Genomic DNA, 24504 nt, shown 5'->3' with positions numbered 1-24504 from the left:
CTCTGAAAGCGTTATAAAAAAAACAATTTAAAAAAATCTTATAAACTGATATTCAATCCCAATCGGAAGTTTCGACCACGTGTTGAATAACCAATATTTTCTGTAAAGTCTTCATTTAAAATATTAGTAGCTGCGCCAAAAATTGACAATCTATTTTTTATCAATTTATATTTTACTAAAGCATTAACCAATTGATAGGAACCTAGTTTTACAGAAGCAGTTCCAAAAGTGTTTCCATCAAAGTAAACATCTTTTCTACCATCTAAGTATTGATAATTTACATTAAAAAATAATCTTTCAGAAGCAAAATAATCAACTGAAGCATTAGCTTTATGCTTTGGTATCAATCGATCTAAATTTTTATCTACTTGAGTAAAGGTATAATTTGCGTTTAGTTTAAACTTACTATTTAAAGTATAACTCAACTCAGTCTCTACTCCTTTTGCTTTATTAATTCCTTCAATATTAACATAATAGGAATCAAAAGTTACATTATCAAAATAAAATCCGAAACTATTATTTTGTTCTCTATGAAAAGCTACTGCATTAAAAATTAATTTCTTATTCAATAATCCAACTTCAAATCCAGCTTCGATAGTTGCATTTTTTTCTGGTGTTAATTTAGTATTTCCAAATTCTGAATACAATTGATATAAACTTGGAGTTACATAAGCTGTACTATATGAAGCTAACAATTTTACCGGAACTTCTTTTCCAAAACTAAACGATGGATTGATGTTATAAACTACTTGATTTCCATATTCACTATGAACGTTTAGTCTTGCACCAGCATTAATATTTAATCCAAATTTAGAAGTATAAACTCCTGTTAAATAAGGATCAATCATATTGAATTTTGTTGATTCCCTAGTGATATTAGCATAAGGAGTTTCACTAAACATATCGTAAAATTGATAATTTACACCTGTTACTAAAAAGAAATCATTTGTAACTTTATATTTATTGAAAGCATCCAAATTAATACCTCTTGATTCATAAAGAGAATTTTCTATAACACTTGTCCAAGAATTAAACTCCGAATAATCACGTTGCAGCTTTGTAAAACTCGAATTAATTACAAACTCACCTCGATTGTATTTATATTTTGGTGAAAATCCGAAACGAAATTGTTCAGTATTACTTTTATTCAAATCGGTGTCATTAAAACCTGTATTATCAAACGAAAAATCATAATCGTTTTTTAGCACATCATAATTTCCGAAGAAATCTAAAGTCAACTTCTCTGATGCTTTAAAACCAATTTTAGACATATAATTGACTCTTGAAAATCGGTCGTTTTCATAGGTTTGATTTTCTAGAGCAGCAATTTGAGACATTCCATCTGATTCTGTACTATTGATTGACGCTAAATAATTCACTTTTTTTACTGTTCCATTTACAGAAAAACCTTGATTAAAATCTTGACCATTGTATTTACTATTAGTAGAAGTATTATTGGAACCAATATTTAGATAAGCGTTAGCTTGAAGTGGCTTTTTGCTTGATTTTTTAAGAATAATATTGATAACAGCAGTGGCTGCACCAGTTCCATACAATGTACTAGCAGCACCTTTCATGATTTCGATACTCTCTACTTGATCAACCGGAAGTAAACGCAAGTCATATTCGAAACTAATTCCGGATGCATCTGTTACAGGATTTCCGTCTATCAAAACTAAAACTTGTTGATTTTTTCCACCACGAATGTAATAACCTAAGTTCTTTCCGTTGGCAGATTGATTTCCGTTAATTTCTACTCCTGCAACCGAACTTAAAACAGTAGCTAAAGATTGTCCCGATTTTTTCTGAAGTTCTTCGGCAGAAATTTTGGTGATTACTTTTCCAGATTTTTCTTTGCTTTGTGCAAATTTGGTATCCGAAATTACCAATTCTTGAAGTTGATTCACTTTAGTGGAATCTTTTTCTTGGGCATAGCCACAAGTTGACATCAATGCTACAATTGCACTGATACGAATGAAATTCTTGTTCATTTTTTTTGTTAAACAATAATTTAATAATAATGGGAGAAAAGCACAGAATTACCCATACCCAAACCTTTTTTCCCGAAAGTTTGATACTCAGTGTATATGGCAGGTCTCCTGGCTTGCGTCTTGATGTTTACCTTCTCATTTTAGATTTAGGATTTAGGATTTTTAGATTTAGGATTTTAAAGTCTTAATCAAAAATTCTTCGTTCCAAAATATTCAAACAATGGTTTTGTAGATAACAACAAGCTTTGTAGCATACAGTTGCGGGTACAGCGTAAGATTTTTGAATTTTGAAGATGATTTTTGAATTTTGATTTTACATCTAAAATCAGAAATCGCTAATCTTCAATCTTCAATTACTTCCTTCCCTTTTAATGTTTCTCTGAAAAAATTCAAAGTCACAACCGAAATACGAGTGCAAATGTAATTTTTTAAAAACCATTTGACAAACTAATTAATTACAAATAAATTATCGTAACTTCGTAATTGATTTAATCATCTGATTATGAAATCGCAATCAACAAAACGTTTGTGTAAACAAACACAAATAAATAAATGTGATACCATATATGATTGCTAAAAAATAAAATTTTACATATATGAAAAAACTATTACTCATATTATTATTTTCTAACATTGGCTTTACACAAAACAATGTTGTTGAAATTAGATTAGCTAATCAAAATATTGGAGCACCAGCCTTCAATTTTACTACAAATAATACAACTGAATCAAATGATATTGGTTTAAATCAGATTTTACAAGCACATAATGTATTTCAATATATATCAAAAGAAGGCCACCTTTATCCTCCATTTAATGGAAGACATGTAGAAATATGGTGTAACAATTGCAATTATTCTCAACTAGCATCTGACCTTTTGGCCTATTCAAGTGTGATTCAAAAAGCAAGGGTAACAAATTATGCAAGCCCATTTAAGGATAACTTACTAGCTCAAATTTCAAATATAAATATTGGTGTTCCAATTGGAGTAAATAATGGAATCATTGTAACAAACGATGCAGGATTGAATCAAATATTTCAAACTTACAACGTATATTATTATGTACAGTATTCACCAAATTCAACGAATAATGACTTATTAAGATATTACAATGTTGTTTGTGATTGTGATAATGTTTTACTTAAAAATGCTTTAGATAATTATAACTCTGTAATTAGTCAAACTGAATACCCATCGCCTGCCTATCTACTAAAAACAACTGAGTTTGAAAAATATAATATCTCAATTTCTCCAAATCCATTTTCAAGTGATTTTGATATTCAGACAGAAGAAACTATTTTAAACTATTCTCTTGTAGATATATCTGGAAAACTGTTAATTGCAACAACTTCAAAAAATGAACTTGACACTATTGCATCACAACTAAATTCTGGAATTTATTTTTTAAACCTTGAATTAGAAAATGGTAAAAGCGGAAATTTTAAATTAATTAAAAAGTAAATTATTTATCGTCTTTCTTTTTAGAAAATTTAAAAATCAACCAAACAAATCCAACGACAAAGTGAAGTAGAATTATTCCACCTACGACGTACATAAAAGTATTTGAATTATCTCTCATGATTTAATTTTCATCAAAGTTACTTTACTTTAAATTTAGATTTTGCATCAAATGTTACACAAAAGTCAATTTGTAAAAACATTGTTTTACTTTTGCAAAAAAAATAATCAATGTCGCGTTTTTTAAAATCCTTCTTTTCGTTACTAATTGTTTTCAGCTTTGTTCAATGCAAAAAAGAAGTTAGCAATGCCGATGTAATAATTCCTGTAAACGAAGTAAAATATGCCAAAGGATTTTCGATTATAAACTATGAAGGGTTTTCTATTGTTAAGGTTTCTAATCCTTGGCCAGAGGCAAACAAAATCTACACTTACATTCTTAAAGAAAAAAATGGAATTGTTCCAGATTCTTTAAAAAACAATCTTACAATAAATGTTCCTATAAAAAATATTGTGGTTACTTCTACCACTCATATTCCTTCATTGGAAATGCTTGGAGAAGAAAATTCTTTAATTGGTTTTCCAAATTTGAAGTATATTTCATCGCAAAAAGTTCGTGCATTAATCGATGCAAAAAAAGTAAAAGAATTAGGAACCAATCAATCCTTAAATACCGAAGTTCTAATTGATTTACAACCTGAAGTCATTATTGGATATGGATTAGATAACAGCAATCCGACCTTAGACAATTTAGAAAAAAATGGTTTAAAAGTGTTACTTAATGGCGATTGGAACGAACAAACTCCTTTAGGAAAAGCAGAATGGATTAAGTTTTTTGGAGCATTATATGGGAAACAAGAATTGGCTAATAAAATATTTACTAAAATTGAAAAGGACTATTTAAAAACATTAGAAATTGCTAAAAAAGCAACCTCTAATCCAACAATATTAGCTGGTGATATGTTTGAAGATAAATGGTATTTACCACAAGGTACAAGTTGGGGTTGTCAATTATTAAAAGAAGCTAAAGGCAACTATTTGTGGGCAGAGACAACTGGTACAGGAAGTTTATCGTTATCATTTGAAACTGTTTTAGAAAAGGCAAAAGAAGCCGATTTATGGATTACATCAGGACAATTTTCTACTTTGAAGGAAATGACAGACGCTAATCCACATTACGCACAATTTAGTGCATTTAAAAATAAAAATGTATATTCGTTTAGTGGAAGAAAAGGTAAAACTGGTGGTATTTTATACTATGAATTAGCTCCAAATCGACCAGATATTGTCCTAAAAGATATTGTCAAAATACTACATCCCGAATTATTGACTGGTTACAAACCATTCTTTTTTGAAAAATTAAAATAATTTGAAAACACAAAAACGAAATTCTTTACTCTTTATATCACTTTCATTGCTATTGCTTTTAGCACTGTTATTGAACATCAGTTTAGGACAAGTTGCTATTCCTTTTAAAGAAGTTATCAAGAGTCTTTTTGGTTCTCATGCAAGCAAAGAAACTTGGGAATATATCATTGTAAACTTTAGACTTCCAAAAGCAATAACTGCTATTTTAGTGGGAATAGGATTATCCATTTCGGGTTTATTGATGCAAACATTATTCAGAAATCCACTAGCTGGTCCTTATGTTTTGGGATTGAGTTCTGGTTCGAGTTTGGGAGTAGCTTTTGTAATTCTTGGAGCCGGAATTTTACCCTTATCATTAGCAGATTTTTTATTGTCTTCCTACGGAATTATTTTGGCTTCTTGCTTAGGAAGTTTTATGGTATTATTATTGGTTTTAACCATCTCCAAATTCTTGCGCGACACCATGACTATTTTGATTGCTGGATTGATGTTCAGCAGTTTTGCAAGTGCTATTGTTTCGATTTTAACCTATTTTAGTTCTGCAGAAAAACTACAAAAATTTACTTTTTGGAGCATGGGAAGTATTGGAAATATTTCATGGCCAAACATCCTTATTTTATTTATTGCAATTTGTATTGGATTGTTAATCAGTTTGTTTTCTATTAAATCATTAGATGGTTTACTATTAGGTGAAAATTATGCCAAGAGTTTAGGCTTAAAAATCAAAAAATCAAGAAGAATGATTATTCTTGCTACAAGTATTTTAGCAGGAAGTATCACGGCTTTTGCAGGACCAATTGCCTTTATTGGATTAGCAGTGCCACATTTGTCAAAACTTATTTTTCAAACCAGTAATCATTTAGTTTTGTTTTGGGGAACAATAATAATCGGTGCAATTATTATGCTTTTTTGTGATATGGTTTCACAAATGCCAGGATTTGACTTTACATTACCGATAAATGCTATAACTTCAATCATTGGTGCGCCAATTGTGATTTGGTTATTGGTTAGGAAAAATCGACTGATTTAAAATGATATCATAAAAATGAGTAATAACAATAACATACTTACAACCACAAATCTTTCGATTGGATACAAGTCTAAATCGACAGAAAATGTTATTGCTAAAAACCTCAACTTGAAACTACAAGAAGGAAAACTAATTTCTTTAATTGGCGAAAATGGAATTGGAAAATCAACTCTTTTAAGAACGCTTTCAGGACTTAAAAAACCATTAGATGGTTCAATTCATTTAAATGATATAAACCTCAATAACTTCAATCAAGTTGATTTAGCCAAAAGTTTGAGTTTAGTTTTAACAGAAAAATTACCTCCAAGCAACTTGACTGTTTTTGAACTAATCGCTCTAGGCAGACAACCTTACACCAATTGGATAGGAAAATTAACTTCTGAAGACTTTGAAAAAGTAAATGAGGCAATTCATTTAACTCAAATTGAACATTTAGCTACTAAAAAGTATTACGAAATCAGTGATGGACAATTTCAAAATGTACTTGTAGCAAGAGCTTTAGCTCAAGACACACCTCTAATTATTCTTGACGAACCTTCAACCCATTTAGACTTATTTCATAAAGTATCGTTGTTCAAATTATTAAAAAAGCTTGCTACTGAGTCGAATAAATGTATTTTGTTTTCAACTCATGATATTGATTTAGCGATTCAATTATCTGATGAAATGATAGTTATGACAGAGAATTTAGTTATTCAAGATCAACCTTGTAATTTAATTTCAAAAGGCGTTTTTGATACACTTTTTAAAGATGAAAACATAAAATTTGATAGCGAACGAGGAAAGTTTATTATCAAATAATTATGATTTGTTTTAATTCATAAACTAATTCGAAAATTTACTTTTGCTTAAAATAATCAACCATGAAAAATCTATCTATATTTCTTTTTGCTCTTACAATGATTAATTCACAAGCACAACAAGCGATTTCTTATAATGATGAAAATCAAAAATTAGAAGGAATAGTTGCTGTTCCTGAAAAGAAAATTGCTAATGGTAATGCCGTTTTACTTCTACCTGCATGGATGGGAATTGATAACAATGCAAAAGAGAATGCTGCTGAATTAGCAAAACTAGGATATCTAACATTCGTTGCAGACATATACGGAATTGATAAAAGACCCACAAATCCGAGCGAGGCTGGAAAATTAGCCGGTTTTTACAAAACAAATATCAAAGAATACCAAAAAAGAATTCAATTAGCTTTGAACGAACTAATAAAACAAGGCGCAAATCCTGATAAAATTGCAGTTATTGGTTATTGCTTTGGAGGAACAGGTGCTATTGAAGCAGCAAGAACAAACATGAATATAAGAGGTGTTGTATCATTTCATGGAGGATTAGGCAGAGATGCTTCAAGAACAATTGAACCAATCAAAACTAAAGTTCTAGTACTTCATGGTGCAGATGATTTTTATGTTCCTGAAACAGAAATCAAAGCTTTTCAAGACGAAATGAGAACTGCAAAAGCCGATTGGCAAATGGTTTATTATGCAAACTCAGTTCATGCATTCACTCATAAAGATGCAGGAAATGACAACAGCAAAGGCGCTGCATACAACGAAAAAGCAGCAATGCGTTCTTGGGAAGCAATGAAAGTGTTTTTTGAAGAAATATTTAGATAATTAGAAACTACTCTTTTCAAATCTAACTCGGTAAACACGCATAAGTTGCTCTAATTTTTCTGGAGTAATTGCCAATTCATCTATGTGATATTCCTGATGTTTATTGCGGTATTTGAAAACCAAATAATAGTTAACGTGTTTACCACTTCGTCTCATATCAACATATTCATTGTCAATAAATTCCCATTCCATTAAACTTGATTTATAGAATTGAATTCCTTTAGAGTTGACACTAATTTGAGGTTGATTGTTAATCAATTTAGGAATTGAATTGTAGAAAAAGTATAGTCCTAATCCTAGAAAAAACAAGTAATAATAATCTTTCGAATTCTCCATTAGAACATAAATACCAACAGATAAAAATAAAAGTCCAAAAACAATTCCGAACGCAATAGTAGCTTTAGAATAATGAATGAGCGTTTCTTTCGGAACATTTATATCATCATGATATACATCTTTTTCAAGAAATTTTCTTTCAAGAAGTTTTAATTTTTGCTTTTGTTCATAATTGATGATTTCGGTTTTATTAAACCAGCTATCATCTTTCCAAATCAAATTATTTTGAATCGCTTTTCGTTTTAACTCGTGAACATTTCTAACATTTTCAAAAGCCCAAATTTTCCATTCAACAACAAAATAACTCCAAGCTAGCCAAGCTAATAAAAATCCTCCTACAGCAAAAACTGCCATCATCCAATCTTCAATTAATTCGATAGTTTTTAGATAAACTCCTACTCCAATAAAAACTAAAATAAGAAATAAAGGAAGGTAAACCAACTTGATTTTACCTTTGCTTAATGCTTGCTGAACGGTTATATTTTCTCGCATATTATAATTTATTAAATATCGTTAAGAATCTTTTATTGTATTGTTTCTATTAAATCGTTCTCTATGGATTTTAGCAGATTTCATTAATTCAAAAAAACCAAAACTTAATATATCGGTTCGAAATCGCCTTTCCCTATTCTGAATTTTATCATTGAAAACAAAGTCATGTCGTGAATTTTTTCTCTTTCCAATTCTTATAATTCGCTCGTTTTCTATATTATCCCAACTAATTATTGGTTCATTTTTAACTTTTATTCCATAAGAGTTAATAGTCAACTGAATTTCGTTCCTTTCAATAAATAATTTCTTTATTTTTTTAACTAAAAAGTATGTTGGAATTAGTAATAAAATTGAAACTATATAATTGTTATTTATTATAGAAAAGTAAAACAATACAAGAATTAAGATTTGTATAAAACATCCACCAATTATCTCAAATCTAGACACGTAAACTATCGTTTCCTCAGAACTCCATGTGTTATTTAAGTCGATAATTGGTCGCATAAACTATTTCAAATTAATTTGCCTTTTCGCCTCACCAACTACAAATGCTACCGAATTAGCAATATTATAACTTCTAATTAAATTGGACATAGGAATCGTTAAATGATTTTCAAATTTAGCTAAAACTTCTTGAGATAAACCAACACTTTCTTTTCCGAATACTAACCAATCTTCATCTTGAAATTCGACTTCGTAAATAGATTTTGAAGCATGAGAACTCATTAAAAAAACTCTCGATTTATCTTTTATTTGAGTCATCCATTCCTCAACGTTTTGGTATTCTGTAACGTCCAAATGTACCCAATAATCTAATCCGGAACGCTTCAAATTTTTGTCGTTAATAACAAATCCAAATGGATGAATTAAATGTAAACGACTTTCGGTTCCAACGCTCAAACGTCCGATATTACCTGTGTTATTTGGGATTTCTGGTTCTACTAAAACTATGTTTAACATTAAATTAGATTGTTAGATTTTTAGACAATTAGATTTTTAGACATTAAAATTTTCAACTTCTAGAACTTCTCCTGGATTTAAATCACTTAAATAGATGTTTCCAACTCGAACTCTGACCAACCTTAAAGTTGGAAATCCAACAGCCGAGGTCATTTTTCTAACTTGTCGAAATTTGCCTTCGTTAATGGTTATTGAAAGCCAAGATGTTGGTCCGTGGCGTTCATCTCGAATTTTTTTTGCTCGCTCAGGAAAGTTTGGAATTTCGTTTAAAATTTTGGCTTCACACTTTTTGGTTAAATATTTCTTTCCGTTAAAACCAATTAAAACACCATTTTTCAAAGTTTCAATTGCATCTTGTGTTACAATTCCATCAACTTGAACGTAATATTCTTTTTCAACTTTTTTACTGCGAACAATTTCACTCATCATTCCATCAGTAGTCAACAAAAGTAGTCCTTCTGAATCTTCATCTAATCTGCCAATAGCCATTGTATTCTCTGGAAAATTATACAACTCTCCGAGTAACTTTTTTGGCCTTTTGAGTTCGTAAATAAACTGCGACAAATAGCCGTAAGGTTTGTAAATTAAAAAGTGTTGGTGATTAGACATGAATTTATTTTGTGGCAAAAATACTATTTAATCTGATAAACAACTATTACATTTTTTAGTACATTTACATTCTTATAATATTCAATACCATGAACGCAGTTTTACCCTTTTTATTAATATTTATCGTCGCCTTAGCCATTGGACTTTTCCTTGGTAAACAATTATTTTCAGCCAATTCTAAATCGGAAAAAGCTTCGTTAGATGAAAAAATTAATGGATTAATTTCACAAATCAACCAACAAAAAGAGCAAACTGTCTTAGAACGAAATCAATTTGAAAAACAATTATTTACCTCTAATCAAGAAAAAGAAACCATCCGTTCAGAAAAAGAAGCATTAGCCATTCAATTGTCTAAAAAAGAAACCGATTTTGAAAATCTTTGGCAACGCAACAAAGAGCAAAAGCAAGAAGTAGAACAACTTCAAGAAAAATTTACCAAAGAATTTGAAAATTTGGCCAACAAAATATTAGAAGAAAAAACAACCAAGTTCACTGAACAAAATAAAGAAAACCTAAAAAATATTCTTTCGCCATTGCAAGATAAAATTCAACTCTTTGAAAAGAAAGTTGAAGATACTCATAAAGAAAGTATAGATTATCATGCCGCTTTACGTCAGCAAATATTAGGCTTGCGCGAAATGAATGAGCAAATGAGTAAAGAAACACTTAACTTAACTAAAGCTTTAAAAGGTGATAGTAAAATGCAAGGTAATTGGGGTGAATTGGTATTAGAACGTGTTTTAGAAAAATCTGGTTTAGAAAAAGATAGAGAATATTTTGTACAACAAAGTTTTGTGACAGAAGAAGGTAATCGAGTTTTCCCTGATGTTATTATCAATCTTCCTGATGGAAAGAAAATGATTGTCGACTCAAAAGTAACACTGACGGCTTATGAGCGATACATCAATGAAGAAGACGATAATTTGAAAACTCAATTTCTAAAAGAACATGTTATTTCTATAAATCGCCATGTAGAACAATTGGGAAATAAAAATTACCACGATTTGTATCAAATGGAAAGTCCAGATTTTGTATTGTTATTTATACCTATCGAATCGGCCTTTGCTCTAGCATTAAATGAAGATACAAGCTTGTACAACAAAGCATTTGAAAAAAATATTGTGATTGTTACTCCTTCTACTCTATTGGCAACTTTGCGAACAATTGATAGCATGTGGACCAACCAAAAGCAACAAGAAAATGCTTTAGAAATTGCTCGTCAAGCAGGAGCTTTGTATGATAAATTTAATGGATTTGTTGAAGATTTAATTCTTGTAGGAAAGAGAATGGATGAAGGAAAAAAAGCCTATGAAGAATCAATGAAAAAACTTTACACAGGAAATGGAAACTTGATAACAAGTGTAGAAAAATTGAAAAAGATGGGAGCAAAAGCTAAAAAATCACTTCCAGAGAATATTATAAATAGAGCAAGTAGTTCTGACAATTCATTAACAGAATCTGAAATAAATTAAAACAAAAAAATCATGTTACGTAAAATTATTATTTACCTAGTAGTATCAATTGCAATATTTGCAACTGCTTATTTTTCATTTGTTTATTATGCCACTTATAGCGAAGGTGTTCGTTCAGGCGAGTTAATCAAAATAAGCAGCAAAGGAGTGTTATTCAAAACTTGGGAAGGTGAAATTAGTCAAGGAATTTCTGGTGCTCAAATTTTCAAATTTTCGGTATTAGACAAAGACGAGAAAGTTATAGAACAACTTAAAGAATTTCAAGGAAAGTATGTAAAAGTTACTTATGTAGAACGTTACAGAACTTTTCCGTGGTGGGGTGATACCAATTATTTTATTACTGAAGTTCAGCAAGATCAGTCTCCTTTTAAAATGAAGTAACATTATGAGTGAATTTAAATCCGTTAAGTCTTCTCGAGTAACAATTTCACAATTGATGTTGCCTTCACATACCAATTTCAGTGGTAAAATTCATGGTGGTTATTTGTTGTCATTATTAGACCAAATTGCCTTTGCTTGTGCTTCAAAATACTCAGGAAACTATTGTGTTACTGCATCTGTAGATACTGTAGATTTCTTAAATCCAATAGAGGTTGGCGAATTGGTTACACTCAAGGCAAGTGTGAATTATGTTGGAAATAGCTCCATGATTATTGGAATTCGTGTTGAAGCAGAAAACATTCAAACCGGCAAAGTAAAACATTGTAATTCTTCATATTTCACAATGGTTGCCAAAGATGAATTAGGTAAAAACACAAAAGTTCCAGGATTGTTACTTTCCAATTATGAAGAAGTGAGACGTTTTTATAATTGTATCAAACAAATTGCACTGAAAAAGGAAAGAAACTTGCACGAAGAGATTTTTGATTATAAATCAGAAGAAGCATTGTTGACATTGAAAAACTACAATGTAAAACTTGAATTAAATTAAGACTATTATTTAATAATTCATTTTTTTATCCACAATTTTATAAGTTAACTAAATAAAAATTAGGAATTTGTAATATTTTTTATATTTTTGGTTGCAACAAACTATACCTATGAAAAAATATTACGCATTAACATTATTATTTACCGCATTAACTACAATAATCATCTCATGTTCAAAATCTGACGATGAAGAATACATAGAAGTTTCACCAGTTAGAGTAGACTTGACTCAAGTTCCTTATGCAAAATTATCGGATTATCATTTTTTTGATGGTCCAATGAAAAATCAAAAACCAGCATTAGATGTTTTGATTTACGAACCTGCTTCTGCTCTTTTTACGGATTACGCTCACAAAAAAAGATTTGTTTGGATGCCAAAGGGTACAAAAGCTATCTATGAAGGTGATGGTAAAGTTTTAAATCTACCTGTTGGTTCTGCAATTATTAAAAATTTTTATTACGATAATGTTCAAAATGTAACTCCAGTTGGTTCAACAAGAATCATTGAAACTAGAATTATGATTCGTAAAACTACTGGCTGGATATTCGCAGAATATGTTTGGAATGCAGCACAAACCGAAGCATATCTAGACATGGCTGGAAGTAATACAACAGTTGAATGGAAAGATGAAAACAACATTACTCGTGTTGTTGATAGCTACAGAATACCTTCCGATCAACAATGTATGACTTGTCATAAATCTAATGAACTGCCTATTCCAATTGGAATTAAACCTCAAAACTTAAATAATAATTTCACATTTACAACAGGATTAAAAAATCAGTTGGCTAAATGGATTGAAGTTGGCTATTTAGATAATAACTTACCATCTACAATTACATCAACTGTAAATTATAATGACACTTCAAAATCTTTAGACTTGAGAGTAAGATCCTATTTAGATATAAATTGTGCACATTGTCATCAAACCAATAGCCATTGTGATTACAGACCGATGCGTTTTGCATTCAGTGAAACAACAAATTTAGCTAACATGGGAGTATGTGTTGATACACAAGATATGGCAGATTTTCCGCCTGCATTAGGCAAAATAGTTAATCCAAACAACATCAATCGCTCAATGTTGCATTATAGATTGAATACAGATAATGAAAGTTTCAGAATGCCCTTGATTGGTAGAACAGAAATACATACTGAAGGAGTTGCATTGATAGAACAATGGATTAACTCTCTTTCTCCTTGTCCATAATTAATTTTAAACAAAACTAAAACTCTGAATAAATGAAAAAAATTACTTTAATTTTAACCCTATGCCTTTTTTCAAGTTGGTCATTTGCTCAAGACACTTGTGCTTCGGCATTACCAATAACTGCAGGTTTACATATAGTAGCAGCTGTTAATGGAACAGATATTCCTTCTCCAATTTGCGCAGACAATGGTGTTATAGCAGGAACAAATGGTAAAGGAGAATGGTATACTTACACTCCAACACAAAATTACACAGTTACAATTTCAACAAATATTTCACAAAACAATCCGTTGGTAGATACAAGATTTCATGTATATACCGGAACTTGTGGAAATCTAACTTGTTATGCAGGTGATGATGATTCAGGTGCAAACTACTCCTCTGTTGATGTATTTAACGTTATTGCAGGAACAACTTACATAATTGCATTTGATAATAGATGGTCTTCTAATGGATTTACATTCCAACTTAGCGAAGGACCATTTGTACCAACAACTCCTCAAAGAATTACTTACACTACTCAAAATATAGCGACTATTAATAGTACTTACAATTTGTGTGTAGTTGATATGAATGGTGACAGAAAAGATGACATTGCTGGTGTAAGTGCTAACAACCTTAGAATTCATTATCAAGGAACTGGAGGAACATTTACTAATACAGATTTTCCAATTGCAAACACAAGTAATATGCCATCATGGAGTTTGGCTGCAGGTGACTACAACAAAGACGGATATAACGATTTAATTTTAGGTGGAGGAAGTGCTGTTACTTTTTGGAAATCAAATAGTACTGGTACAGCTTATACAAACGAAACATTTTCACAATATGTTTTTTGTCAAAGAACCAACTTTGTTGATTTAAATAATGATGGAAATCTAGACGCTTTTTCTTGTCACGATGTTGATCCAAACGTATATTTCATGAATAATGGTCTAGGTGTATTAACATTTTATCAATCAGGTATAACTCCTGGTGCAACTACTATGGGAATACATCCAGAAGGCGGAAATTATGGTTCTATTTTTGTTGATTATGACAATGATGGAGATCAAGATTTGTTTATTGCAAAATGTCGTGGTGGTGCAGGAACTGCAAAGTTTAATGAATTACACAAAAATAACGGTAACGGAACATTTGCTGACGTATCTGTAGCTGCAAATCTATATGACCCAATTCAAACATGGTCTTCTGCTTGGGCTGATTATGATAATGATGGTGATTTAGACATTGTTGTTGGTGCAAGTTCAACAGCAGATGGAAATCATAAATACATGAGAAACAATGGTGATGCAACATTTACTGATATAACATCTGGATCTGGTTGGGATACCAATACAAGTACAAGCATTGAGCACGTAGCTCATGATTTTGACAATGACGGTTTTGTTGACGTTTTAGGTGGTGGAAACAAAATCATGTTCAATTTGGGTAACGGAACTTTTGCTCCTGCAAACTATAGCGGAATAGCAGTTGGAGGAATTGGAGACTTAAACGATGATGGTTTTCTAGATTTCTTAAACGGAAGCACAATTCGTTACGCTGTACCAAATACAAACAATTGGGTAAAAGTATCACTTCAAGGAATTGCTAGTAATAGCTATGGTATTGGAGCAAGAGTTGAAATCTATGGTGCATTTGGAAAACAAATTAGAGAAATTCATAGTGGAGACGGATTTAAATACATGAGTTCATTAAATGCTCATTTTGGAATTGGTGCTGCAACTGCAATTACACAAATTATCATCAGATGGCCATCTGGAACAGTTGACACAATAAACAATCCAACTATCAATTCAAGAGTTAATGTGGTTGAAGGATCTACTTTAGCAGTTGGAACATTTGCAAACTCAGAATTTAGTGTTTATCCAAATCCTGCTAAAAATGTATTAAACATTAAATCAAATGATTCTATCACAATGAAGAATGCTTCTGTATATGACTTAAATGGTAAACTAATATTATCAAGTTCAATAGTAAATGATAGCATTAATGTTGATTCTCTTTCAACTGGTTCTTATATCTTAATTTTAAAAGATAACAACGAAAAAGAATACACTCAAAAATTCTTAAAAGAATAGATATTATTACATACTAAATCACTAAAACTTCTGTTATAAATAAAAATATAACAGAAGTTTTTTTTTGTATATTTCGAAAAAATTGAAAATCAATGAAAATCACTACTCGATTTGCACTTCTATCTTTGATTATTCCAACAATGGTAGTTGCTCAAAAAAATATCGATCCTACTCCAGAAGATGTTGTTTTAGCTAAAAAAATTAGAACTACCTATGATAAAGACGATGTTGCTATCTTAGAAAGTACAGAAAACGTAACCTTCGATTTAAACAAAACTGAATCAAAAGTTATTGTTAATCATTCTATCAACGAGAAGTTAATGAATATCAATCATAGAGCCGCCATTCAGAAATATGAATTTTATGATAGCGAATCTAAAATTGAAACTTTCAATCTTAAATATAGAAATGACAAAAGTGTAGGAAGTTATGTTGTAGATGAATTTTACAAAGACAATGACCTTTTCTACAATGACGCACGAGTAAAACATATGGTAGTAAATTTTCCAGTACAAGGATACATTTACAACTATGAACTTGAAAAAAAATATGAAGATGTTAAGTATTTTACTTCTTTGTATTTCAATGACGAATTCCCAGTCTTAAAAAAACAAATTGTAGTTACAGTTCCTGAATGGCTAAATGCAGAATTAAAAGAATTTAATTTTGATGGTGCAAAAATCACTAAATCTCAAACTAAAGATTCTAAAAACAACACTATTTATACTTATACAATTAACGATGTTCCTGCATTATATAAAGAAGAAGATGCACCAGGACGAAGCTACTTGTATCCACATATTTTAGTTATTGCAAAGTCATACAAACTAAAAGGTAAAGATGTTGCTCTATTTGGCTCAACGGCCGATTTATACAAATGGTACAAGTCGTTGGTAGATTTAATGAAAGATGATACTTCCGTTTTAAAAAGCAAAGTAACAGAACTCACTGCATCAGCAAAAACCGATGAAGAGAAAATAAAAAACATTTATTATTGGGTTCAAGATAACATCAGATATATAGCTTTCGAAGATGGAATTGCTGGTTTCAAGCCAGATGAATCTAATCATGTTTTTGAAAAACGTTATGGCGATTGTAAAGGAATGGCTAATCTTATCAAGCAAATGCTAAAATTAGCAGGTTTTGATGCCAGACTTACATGGATTGGAACCAAACATATTGCTTATGACTACAAAACTCCATCATTAGCAGTAGACAATCACATGATTTGTACTCTATTTCACAAAGGCAAAAAGTACTTTTTAGATGGTACAGAAAAATTCAATTCCTTTGGTGAATATGCAGAACGAATTCAAAACAAAGAAGTAATGATTGAAGATGGTGACAAGTTTATTATAGATAAAGTTCCAACAGCTTCTCACGAAAGCAATAAAGAAATTTTTAAAGCCAATCTTTCTATAGAAAACGAAAAACTTCAAGGAACTTGTTCTAAAAGTTATTTAGGAGAAAGCCGTGCACAATTCTTATACATTTACAGTACTTTCAAAAATGATAAAAAGAACGAAACACTCGACAACTACTTATCAAAAAGCGAAAAAAATACTTTGGTATCCAACATCAAAACATCTGATTTAAAAAATCGTGATGCCAAACTTACTATCGATTATAATGTAAATGTTGCTAATAAAGTTTCAAGTTTTGATAACGAAATGTATGTAGATTTAGAATACATGAATGAGTTTAAAGGATTTGAATTAAAAGATAGAAAAACCGATTATCAATTTGATTTCAAGAAAAATTACGAATCAACGGTTTCATTAGCTATTCCTGCAGGTTATTCTGTAACCAAAATTCCAACAGATTTAGTTGTTAAAGAAGGTAATTTTGATATTGCTCTTACTTTTCAAAAAACAGACAAAGAAATCATTTACAAAAAATCATTCATCTTTAAAAACGGAGAAATAAAAGCTTCTGAAATGACAAAATGGAATGATTTTATCAAAAATCTAATCGCCAATTATAACCAACAAATTACCTTCACAAAACAATAAAATTACTAATGAAAAAACTATTTCTTTACTTATTCCTAATAATAAGTAGTGCATCTTTTGCCCAAGACAAAGCCGAAATCAAAGAATTTTTCTGGGGAAAATCAGACAAGTACAAAACAGCAACAACAATTCCTGAAAAATGGAAAAATGAATCAGCTGTAATTATTTATAAATATGAATATTACAATTACCATAAATTTGGAGCAAGTGTAACCTACACTTCTGCCATTAGAAAAAGAATTAAATTACAAGATCAAGCTGCAGTTACTGAGTTTTCTGAGTTTTCTTATAAAGATAAATTTTATTCTAACAAAGGAATGCGCTCTTTAGGAAGAGGAACCAATGTTGTAGGAATCAAAATTGTAAAATCAACAGGAAAAGAAATTGATGTTGACATTGAAAAAAATGCCAAAGAAGTTGATAAAGAAAAGAAAATAGCTATCGCAAATCTTGAAATTGGTGATATTATTGACTTCTATTACTACAGCGTTGAGCCTTTCAAATCTATCTATGAATTTGGATTCGAACCAGAAGAATCTCCACTTGGTGATGTTTATCCTACTATGGATATGAAACTGGCTTTCGATACAGAAAATGACTTTTTTGTAAATTTCAACACTTACAATGGAGCACCAGAATTAAAAGAAATTCCAACTAAAAATAGTGGTGAAAGAAAATACGAATTAAACGCTAAAGACATTGAAAAGAATGAATTTCCGCGTTGGTTTTTACCTTTAGCTGAATTACCTTGTTATAAATTTCAAGTGTTTTTTGCACGTTCAGGAAAATTTGAAAAACGTGCTGACGCCTTTTTATCAAATTCTGAAAAAGTTATAAAGAAAACCGTTTCTAAAGAAGATATTTTCAATTACTACGACGAGAAATTTCGCCCAGACGGAAGTTTAGGTGTAATAAACGATTTCCTTAAAGGTAAAACATTTGCTAGTGATGAAGAAAAAATTAGAGAAGTCTATTACTACACTAGACACATGTTCTTCACACAATTTATTGAAGCATTTATTATTAGTGATGCAACAAAGTTCTACGCGTTAAGTGTGTATAGCAATCCAATCTTTTTTAGAACCGAAGAATCGTTTGTAAACTACTTCATGGAATTTCTTAAAAAGAACAACTATGATTATGATATTATAGTAGCTACACCAAAATATAATGGTTCAATAGATGATTTATTGATTCAGAAAAACGTAAATGTATTATTGAGAGTAAATACAAAAACACCAATGTATTTAGAATATTTCTCTCCATATACTAGCGCTGACCAATTCAATTACAATTTAGAAAACAGCAAAGCTTATGCGCTTCAAGTTGCTAAAGGAAAGAAAGTGGTAGATGCTGTAAACGTAAATTTACCAGCGAGTACAATGCAAGACAACGTTTCAAAAATCAACTCTTTGGTAAGTATCTCAGATGATTTTTCTGGACTTAAAGTCAAAAAAGAATCTTCTTATTTCGGACATTTGAAAGAAAACGAACAAAGCGACAAATTTTACTACTTTGATTATGCTTTTGAAGACTATGCTAAATACGGAACGAAGTCGGTAATCGAATATGTAAAAAACAAAAAAGATAAAGAACGCTATGGTAAAGAAATTGACGCTGTTGTAAATAAATTGAAAGAACAACAAAAAGAAGCGTTCAAAAAAGCTACAGCCGAAGAATATGATTTTGAAATAGACGACCACAAATTTACCATCAAAAGTACAGGACGTTTCGGAAAAAAATCTCCATTAATCTACGAAGAGGATTTTGCAATTAAAAACAACCTTATCAAAAAAGCTGGTGAAAACTACCTTATCGAAATTGGAAAACTAATCACGTCTCAAGTAGAAATTGACAAAAAAGAAAAAGAACGTAAAAACAACGTTTATATGGTTTACCCACGTTCATTCGAAAACGAAATTACTTTAGACATTCCTGCTGGTTACACCGTTGCCGGATTAGACAAACTAAACAAAAAAGTAGAAAACGAAACTGGCGGATTTGTAAGTTCAGCAACAGTTAGCGGTAACAAACTTACTATCAAAGCCGTTAAATATTACAAAAACTACTACGAACCAAACAGCAATTGGAACAAAATGATTCAGTTCTTAGATGCTGCTTATCAGTTCACACAAGAAAAAGTTTTATTAAAGAAAAACTAAACCAAAAAAAACGCTCGAAATATAATCGAGCGTTTTTTTTTTATAACCTTACTTTCTCAAAAAGATTGAGTTTATCAATATGCAAAATAGTCTTGTTTTCATCTTCACTTCTAGTAAACATAGGCAAATATTTAGCACCATAAACCACTTCGTCAAACGTATAAGAAGTTCGTTTTACAACCGCTGTACTATACATATCGTCAAACAATTTGATGAAAACAATAACTTCACCAATCGTGTTCTTTATATCATCGGCTGTCATTTGGTATAACGGACTATCCTCAGTTATAGGATGAACCAAAGTCCAACTTAATGTCAACGCATTTACCTTTTCTAATTCTAATTTCAATTGGTAAAACTTATTAACCATTTTGCCATTTTCCTCAACATGAAGACCAAGCGTTACTTTAGCTTCAGCTTCAGTCAAGTTAGCATTTTTATATGGCGCCAATCTTAACATTAAAGCCGTTATATCTTGATATGGAGCTATAATAGCATTTTCAGAAAAAACAATATGCGCTCTTGGCTGACTAAATCTACCATAAAATAAACCTGTTGCAATAGCAAAACTCAACAATCCAAAAAGCGCTTCAACAGAAGCCACAAAACTCGCCAAAAAACCACTCGGACTAATATGTCCATAACCAACAGTCGTATAAGTTTGAATACTAAAGAAAAACGCCTGACCAAATTTATCTAAAGCCGAAACCGCACTAATACCTCTCAAATGCTCCACTCCTATCAATACATAAATCGAAGCAAAAGCACAATTCACCAAAAAGTAAAAAGACAAAATAATAAAGAAAAACTTCCATCTCGGAATCGTCAACATCGTGTGATACCAACTGATTCCTTCAAAAAAACCTATTCCTGTTTTTCTTACATTCGCATTACCCGATTTCGTCACAAAACGACCACCATAACTCGATGCGTTTGCTCCAAAACCAGAGTTTTTATCATCTTGAGCCTTACTATTTATTTTCTTTTTAAAAGCCATTATCTTAAGTATTAGAAGCCAATCCAGCTATACGTTGCAAGCATTATCTAAAAAAGCACATTTTTGTAAGTTGTAAAAAGAGCTTCTCAGGTCGCTTTTTTACAACAACAAAAATAGCACTTTTTTACACAATGGCTTTCCACTACTATCTGGGCTAAAAACGTCCTGATTTTCATAGCACTATTAGTTTAATTCACTACATTTGATAATCTAAAACAATCCCATGACTACTAAAAACGACCTAAAATTTGCTGTTCTCATAGATGCAGACAACGTTCCTTACGCCAACGTAAAAGAAATGTTTGAAGAAATCGCCAAATACGGAACACCAACATTCAAGCGAATTTATGCCGATTGGACCAAACCAACCGTTTCGGGTTGGAAAAATGTTTTGTTAGAAAACGCCATAACTCCCATTCAACAATACAGTTATTCTACAGGAAAAAACGCAAGCGATAGCGCATTAATAATAGATGCCATGGACATTCTTTACACCGGAAAAGTAGACGGATTTTGCATTGTATCAAGCGATTCCGATTTTACACGATTGGCTACAAGACTTCGTGAAGCTGGTATGAAAGTTATTGGAATTGGAGAAAAGAAAACCCTTACACCATTCATCACAGCATGCGATAAATTCATCTATATAGAAATTCTTAAAAAACCAGATTTAGAACCAATTATAGAAAATAGCAACAAAAAAACAACTAAAACTACAAAAGCTACCAACAGTCCAATAAGTAAAATAGACCCAAAAATCATTAAACTTCTAGCCGATAGTATTTCCGATTTAGAAGACGAAAACGGTTGGGCATTTTTGGGAGAATTAGGAAATCTAATGCTAAAAAAGAAACCCGATTTTGACCCAAGAAACTATGGTTTTCCTAAAATGTTGGCGCTAATCAAAAACATCAATCGTTTCGAAATTGACGAACGCGAAAGCGGCAAAAACAACATCAAACACATTTATGTAAGAAGAAAGTAAAAGTCGAGAAGTAACTTACTTTTAGAAGATTTACATATAATAAGTTTCCTCCACTTGAATACCATTTTTTTCTAAAATGGCAAAAAGATACATACTTTGGTTTGGATCATATTTTTCTGTGCCACTTTGATACCATTTTGCCAAAACATTCAACTGAAAATTAGTGTAACCATCAGTATCTGGTGGCAAACCTAGCAAACCAGCTAACAGAAAATCTTCCAAAACCTTTTTAGTAACAATACGCTTCGGAATTCCGTCAATGATGTAGCCGTTTCTATTTTCATAATCCAGTCGACCCGAGACGAATCCAGAGTGAAAAGCATCATTGTACTTTACCTCATCATAATCGATGTAAGGATTCAAACCATTTGAATAACCATTCAAATAATCTTGTCTATAAGTTGGATCAAAAATATTTTCCATAGAGCTAATTGCTATGTTATTGTAAATTTCAAATCAAACTTAATAACAATAAAACAACAATTAATTAAAAATCGTTTAACGGAAAAAAAACTCTTTAAACCACAGCCACCTTGACGTTCATCGATAAAATTGGAAGTTTTTCAAGTGCTCACAATTAAATTCACAACCAAGAATAAAATTACATTTCTAAGAGATTCTTGCCTTTTTTGATTATTTTTACTTTTATAAATTGTGTTAATAGCGGATATTTACAAGTTGGCAGTAATTTTAACCAAAAAACGAAGAATTCAATAACTTAATAATTTTAAAATGATAGATCCAGGAACTGGCTTAACAATATTAGGAAGTGCAATTGGTGGTGCAAAAATTGCAGAAAAAATTCTTGGACCAACATCAGATTATATTGGAGAACAAATAAAAGAATGGACAACAAAAAAAGTAAACAATACCGCTAATATTTTTAAAAATGCTCAAAAAAAATTAGGTGAAGATATTAATATTGATGGTAAAGTTCCTCCAAAAGTTTTAAAAGGTATATTAGAAGACGGAGCTTGGTGTGAGGAAAATTTACAAATTGAATATTTTGGTGGTGTTTTAGCATCTTCAAGAAGCGGAATATCTAGAGACGATAGAGGTGCGTATTTTACTTCTTTAATTTCACGTTTAACTACATATCAGTTAAGAACTCATTATCTGTTTTATAAATGTTTAAAAGCAAATTTTGAAGGAGAAAAAATAAATATTGGAAATAATGATGATAGAAACAAACTGCAAATGTTTATTCCTATGGAAACTTATTATAAGGCTATGGATTTCACAAATGATGAAATTCCAAACATAGCAAACTTAATGTCTCATTCAATGTTTGGACTTGTTAAGGAAGATTTAATTGGACAACATTTTAATTATGGCGGTGTTGAATATTTAAAAAAGTTTTTTAGCGAAGTTCCAAATCAAGGCATAATTTTTTATCCAACAGCTCTTGGAGTTGAATTAATGATGTGGGCATATGGATATGGAAAAAAACCATTATCAGATTTTTTTAATAATAATATTACGTTTGAAAATGAACAAGAGATAGTTTGTGGAAATTCAATTCCAGTTAAGAAATAATTAAAAAAACCAGCTTCGCAAAAAAGTTCCTCATAAAAGCTACGCAAATGTCTCCTTACTTTGCGTCATTTTTACAATTACCTATACGTTCATCAATAAAATCAAACATAATAAATGAAACCAATTTTTAAATATTTCTTTTTACTTTTTTTTGCTATTAATATTAATGCGCAGAATATAGGAAATGCAGAAAAAGACAGCTTAAAAATAAAATCAATTGAACTTTTTAGAGAAATTTATTGGAATAATATACCAAAGCCTGTAAGTTGGACAAATGATTATGAAGACTTATTTTCCGATTTAGAACAAACAAAACTTGATAGTATTATCTCAAAATTTGAAAGAGAAACATCGATTGAAATTTCAATAGTAACAATAGATACAATAAAAACATCTAAAGAAAAGTTTGATGATTTGACTTTGCATATAGCACAAACTTGGAAAATCGGAAAAGTTGAAAAAGATAACGGAATATTAATCGGAATTTCAAAAGGCTACAGAAGAATTAGAATTCAAAATGGTGATGGAATTGAAAAAATTGTAACAAATGAAGAAACTAAAGAAATAATCGAAAACTATTTCATACCAGAATTTAAAAAAGGTGAATATTATAATGGTACTTTAAATGGTTTGTGTGAAATTATTAGAATTTTGAAAGACAAATCGGAAAAATAAAAAAACCAAGTTGAGAAACGTTGAAGCGATAGTAAAGCAGAAGACGAAAAAATAAAAAATGAAGTCAAAAATAGATATAACTGAATTTAGAAATCGATTAAAAGAGAATACTAAAATTGGCTCGCCAAGACTTAAAATTCCATTAGGTTTCTTTTCGCTTTTTGCTGAAAATTCAAAATATTTTTATGGAAATTTTGACAATTCAACCTTTGAGATCATAAAAAATTCTAATTTTTTTCCAAGTTTTTATTTTCTAAAAGGAACTTATAAAAACATTGAGAAAAGTTTAATTGTAAATTATACCATTGAACCTTTGGGCAAATTAAGAGTTGCTTATATAAAATACTTTCCAATTATTGCACTGATTATCTTTAACTCTATTTTTTACCTTCATGCAAAACCACCAATAGAAATATACATCATATCTAATTTATTCATAGTTTTTATCTCTATCATTGCGAGACTAAACATAATATGGCAAAATAGAAACTTGAAAAGAAAATTCAATAAAATGTTTGAAATAACTGAGTAAAAAAAACATGCAAATTTTTTACAAATAAAAAAATCCCAAA

The 24504-nt window shown here is 30.5% G+C and carries 23 protein-coding genes and 1 riboswitch; of the genes, 16 read left to right on the top strand and 7 right to left on the bottom strand.

The window, feature by feature from the left end; all coding sequences use genetic code 11:
• Positions 1 to 38: 38 nt before the first annotated feature.
• Complete coding sequence (locus ACYU7A_RS08495) at positions 39 to 1991, bottom strand: TonB-dependent receptor plug domain-containing protein (protein ID WP_460575734.1); 1953 nt, start codon at positions 1989 to 1991, stop codon at positions 39 to 41.
• 81 nt (positions 1992 to 2072) lie between these two features.
• A riboswitch (cobalamin riboswitch) is annotated at positions 2073 to 2412 on the bottom strand.
• A gap of 175 nt (positions 2413 to 2587) precedes the next feature.
• Between ACYU7A_RS08495 and ACYU7A_RS08490 the strand changes: the two genes are divergently transcribed.
• From ACYU7A_RS08490 to ACYU7A_RS08470, 5 genes are all read left to right on the top strand, one after another.
• The gene (locus tag ACYU7A_RS08490; protein WP_460575732.1) at positions 2588 to 3454 is read left to right on the top strand and encodes a T9SS type A sorting domain-containing protein; all 867 of its coding nucleotides are present in this window, start codon (positions 2588 to 2590) and stop codon (positions 3452 to 3454) included.
• Positions 3455 to 3682: 228 nt separating this feature from the next.
• Complete coding sequence (locus ACYU7A_RS08485) at positions 3683 to 4819, top strand: ABC transporter substrate-binding protein (RefSeq protein WP_460575730.1); 1137 nt, start codon at positions 3683 to 3685, stop codon at positions 4817 to 4819.
• Between the two features lies 1 nt (position 4820).
• Positions 4821 to 5849 (top strand): iron chelate uptake ABC transporter family permease subunit, encoded by a 1029-nt coding sequence (locus ACYU7A_RS08480; protein WP_460575728.1) that lies wholly within the window; start codon positions 4821 to 4823, stop codon positions 5847 to 5849.
• A gap of 15 nt (positions 5850 to 5864) precedes the next feature.
• Positions 5865 to 6650, top strand: coding sequence for an ABC transporter ATP-binding protein (locus ACYU7A_RS08475; protein ID WP_298306571.1), 786 nt, complete (start codon positions 5865 to 5867; stop codon positions 6648 to 6650).
• A 62-nt stretch (positions 6651 to 6712) separates the two neighbouring features.
• Positions 6713 to 7474 (top strand): dienelactone hydrolase family protein, encoded by a 762-nt coding sequence (locus ACYU7A_RS08470; protein ID WP_460575725.1) that lies wholly within the window; start codon positions 6713 to 6715, stop codon positions 7472 to 7474.
• Here the strand turns inward: ACYU7A_RS08470 and ACYU7A_RS08465 are convergent, their stop codons facing one another.
• The 4 genes from ACYU7A_RS08465 to ACYU7A_RS08450 are packed head-to-tail and all read right to left on the bottom strand — an operon-like array spanning position 7475 to position 9871.
• On the bottom strand, positions 7475 to 8302 hold the full coding sequence (locus tag ACYU7A_RS08465) for a hypothetical protein (protein ID WP_460575723.1): 828 nt from the start codon (positions 8300 to 8302) through the stop codon (positions 7475 to 7477).
• 21 nt (positions 8303 to 8323) lie between these two features.
• On the bottom strand, positions 8324 to 8806 hold the full coding sequence (locus ACYU7A_RS08460) for a hypothetical protein (protein WP_460575721.1): 483 nt from the start codon (positions 8804 to 8806) through the stop codon (positions 8324 to 8326).
• A gap of 3 nt (positions 8807 to 8809) precedes the next feature.
• A complete protein-coding gene (locus ACYU7A_RS08455; RefSeq protein ID WP_298306582.1) occupies positions 8810 to 9262 on the bottom strand; it encodes a tRNA (cytidine(34)-2'-O)-methyltransferase in 453 nt (150 codons plus the stop codon).
• Positions 9263 to 9298: 36 nt separating this feature from the next.
• The gene (locus ACYU7A_RS08450) at positions 9299 to 9871 is read right to left on the bottom strand and encodes a pseudouridine synthase (protein WP_460575719.1); all 573 of its coding nucleotides are present in this window, start codon (positions 9869 to 9871) and stop codon (positions 9299 to 9301) included.
• Positions 9872 to 9960: 89 nt separating this feature from the next.
• Between ACYU7A_RS08450 and ACYU7A_RS08445 the strand changes: the two genes are divergently transcribed.
• From ACYU7A_RS08445 to ACYU7A_RS08415, 7 genes are all read left to right on the top strand, one after another.
• Positions 9961 to 11343, top strand: coding sequence for a DNA recombination protein RmuC (locus ACYU7A_RS08445; RefSeq protein ID WP_460575717.1), 1383 nt, complete (start codon positions 9961 to 9963; stop codon positions 11341 to 11343).
• 12 nt (positions 11344 to 11355) lie between these two features.
• Positions 11356 to 11724, top strand: coding sequence for a 6-phosphogluconate dehydrogenase (locus ACYU7A_RS08440; RefSeq protein ID WP_460575716.1), 369 nt, complete (start codon positions 11356 to 11358; stop codon positions 11722 to 11724).
• 1 nt (position 11725) lies between these two features.
• Positions 11726 to 12274, top strand: coding sequence for an acyl-CoA thioesterase (locus tag ACYU7A_RS08435; protein ID WP_298306634.1), 549 nt, complete (start codon positions 11726 to 11728; stop codon positions 12272 to 12274).
• A 109-nt stretch (positions 12275 to 12383) separates the two neighbouring features.
• On the top strand, positions 12384 to 13484 hold the full coding sequence (locus ACYU7A_RS08430; protein ID WP_460575714.1) for a hypothetical protein: 1101 nt from the start codon (positions 12384 to 12386) through the stop codon (positions 13482 to 13484).
• Positions 13485 to 13516: 32 nt separating this feature from the next.
• On the top strand, positions 13517 to 15565 hold the full coding sequence (locus ACYU7A_RS08425) for an FG-GAP-like repeat-containing protein (protein ID WP_460575712.1): 2049 nt from the start codon (positions 13517 to 13519) through the stop codon (positions 15563 to 15565).
• A gap of 92 nt (positions 15566 to 15657) precedes the next feature.
• Positions 15658 to 17577: a transglutaminase-like domain-containing protein gene (locus tag ACYU7A_RS08420; protein WP_460575710.1), complete on the top strand. Its 1920-nt coding sequence runs from the start codon at positions 15658 to 15660 to the stop codon at positions 17575 to 17577.
• A gap of 8 nt (positions 17578 to 17585) precedes the next feature.
• A complete protein-coding gene (locus ACYU7A_RS08415) occupies positions 17586 to 19739 on the top strand; it encodes a hypothetical protein (protein WP_460575708.1) in 2154 nt (717 codons plus the stop codon).
• Positions 19740 to 19779: 40 nt separating this feature from the next.
• Here the strand turns inward: ACYU7A_RS08415 and ACYU7A_RS08410 are convergent, their stop codons facing one another.
• Entirely contained in the window at positions 19780 to 20736 is a 957-nt protein-coding gene (locus ACYU7A_RS08410) for an ion channel (protein ID WP_460575706.1), read from the bottom strand.
• Between the two features lie 223 nt (positions 20737 to 20959).
• Between ACYU7A_RS08410 and ACYU7A_RS08405 the strand changes: the two genes are divergently transcribed.
• Positions 20960 to 21721 (top strand): NYN domain-containing protein, encoded by a 762-nt coding sequence (locus ACYU7A_RS08405; RefSeq protein ID WP_460575704.1) that lies wholly within the window; start codon positions 20960 to 20962, stop codon positions 21719 to 21721.
• 30 nt (positions 21722 to 21751) lie between these two features.
• On the opposite strand, the gene ACYU7A_RS08400 is transcribed toward ACYU7A_RS08405, so the two are convergent.
• Complete coding sequence (locus tag ACYU7A_RS08400) at positions 21752 to 22144, bottom strand: hypothetical protein (RefSeq protein ID WP_344815144.1); 393 nt, start codon at positions 22142 to 22144, stop codon at positions 21752 to 21754.
• Between the two features lie 309 nt (positions 22145 to 22453).
• Between ACYU7A_RS08400 and ACYU7A_RS08395 the strand changes: the two genes are divergently transcribed.
• From ACYU7A_RS08395 to ACYU7A_RS08385, 3 genes are all read left to right on the top strand, one after another.
• On the top strand, positions 22454 to 23257 hold the full coding sequence (locus ACYU7A_RS08395; protein ID WP_460575702.1) for a hypothetical protein: 804 nt from the start codon (positions 22454 to 22456) through the stop codon (positions 23255 to 23257).
• A 114-nt stretch (positions 23258 to 23371) separates the two neighbouring features.
• A complete protein-coding gene (locus ACYU7A_RS08390; RefSeq protein WP_460575700.1) occupies positions 23372 to 23932 on the top strand; it encodes a TPM domain-containing protein in 561 nt (186 codons plus the stop codon).
• A gap of 58 nt (positions 23933 to 23990) precedes the next feature.
• Entirely contained in the window at positions 23991 to 24464 is a 474-nt protein-coding gene (locus ACYU7A_RS08385; RefSeq protein ID WP_460575698.1) for a hypothetical protein, read from the top strand.
• Positions 24465 to 24504: the final 40 nt, after the last annotated feature.

The organism is Flavobacterium koreense, assembly GCF_054776075.1.
This window is presented reverse-complemented; position numbering and strand designations above follow the sequence as displayed.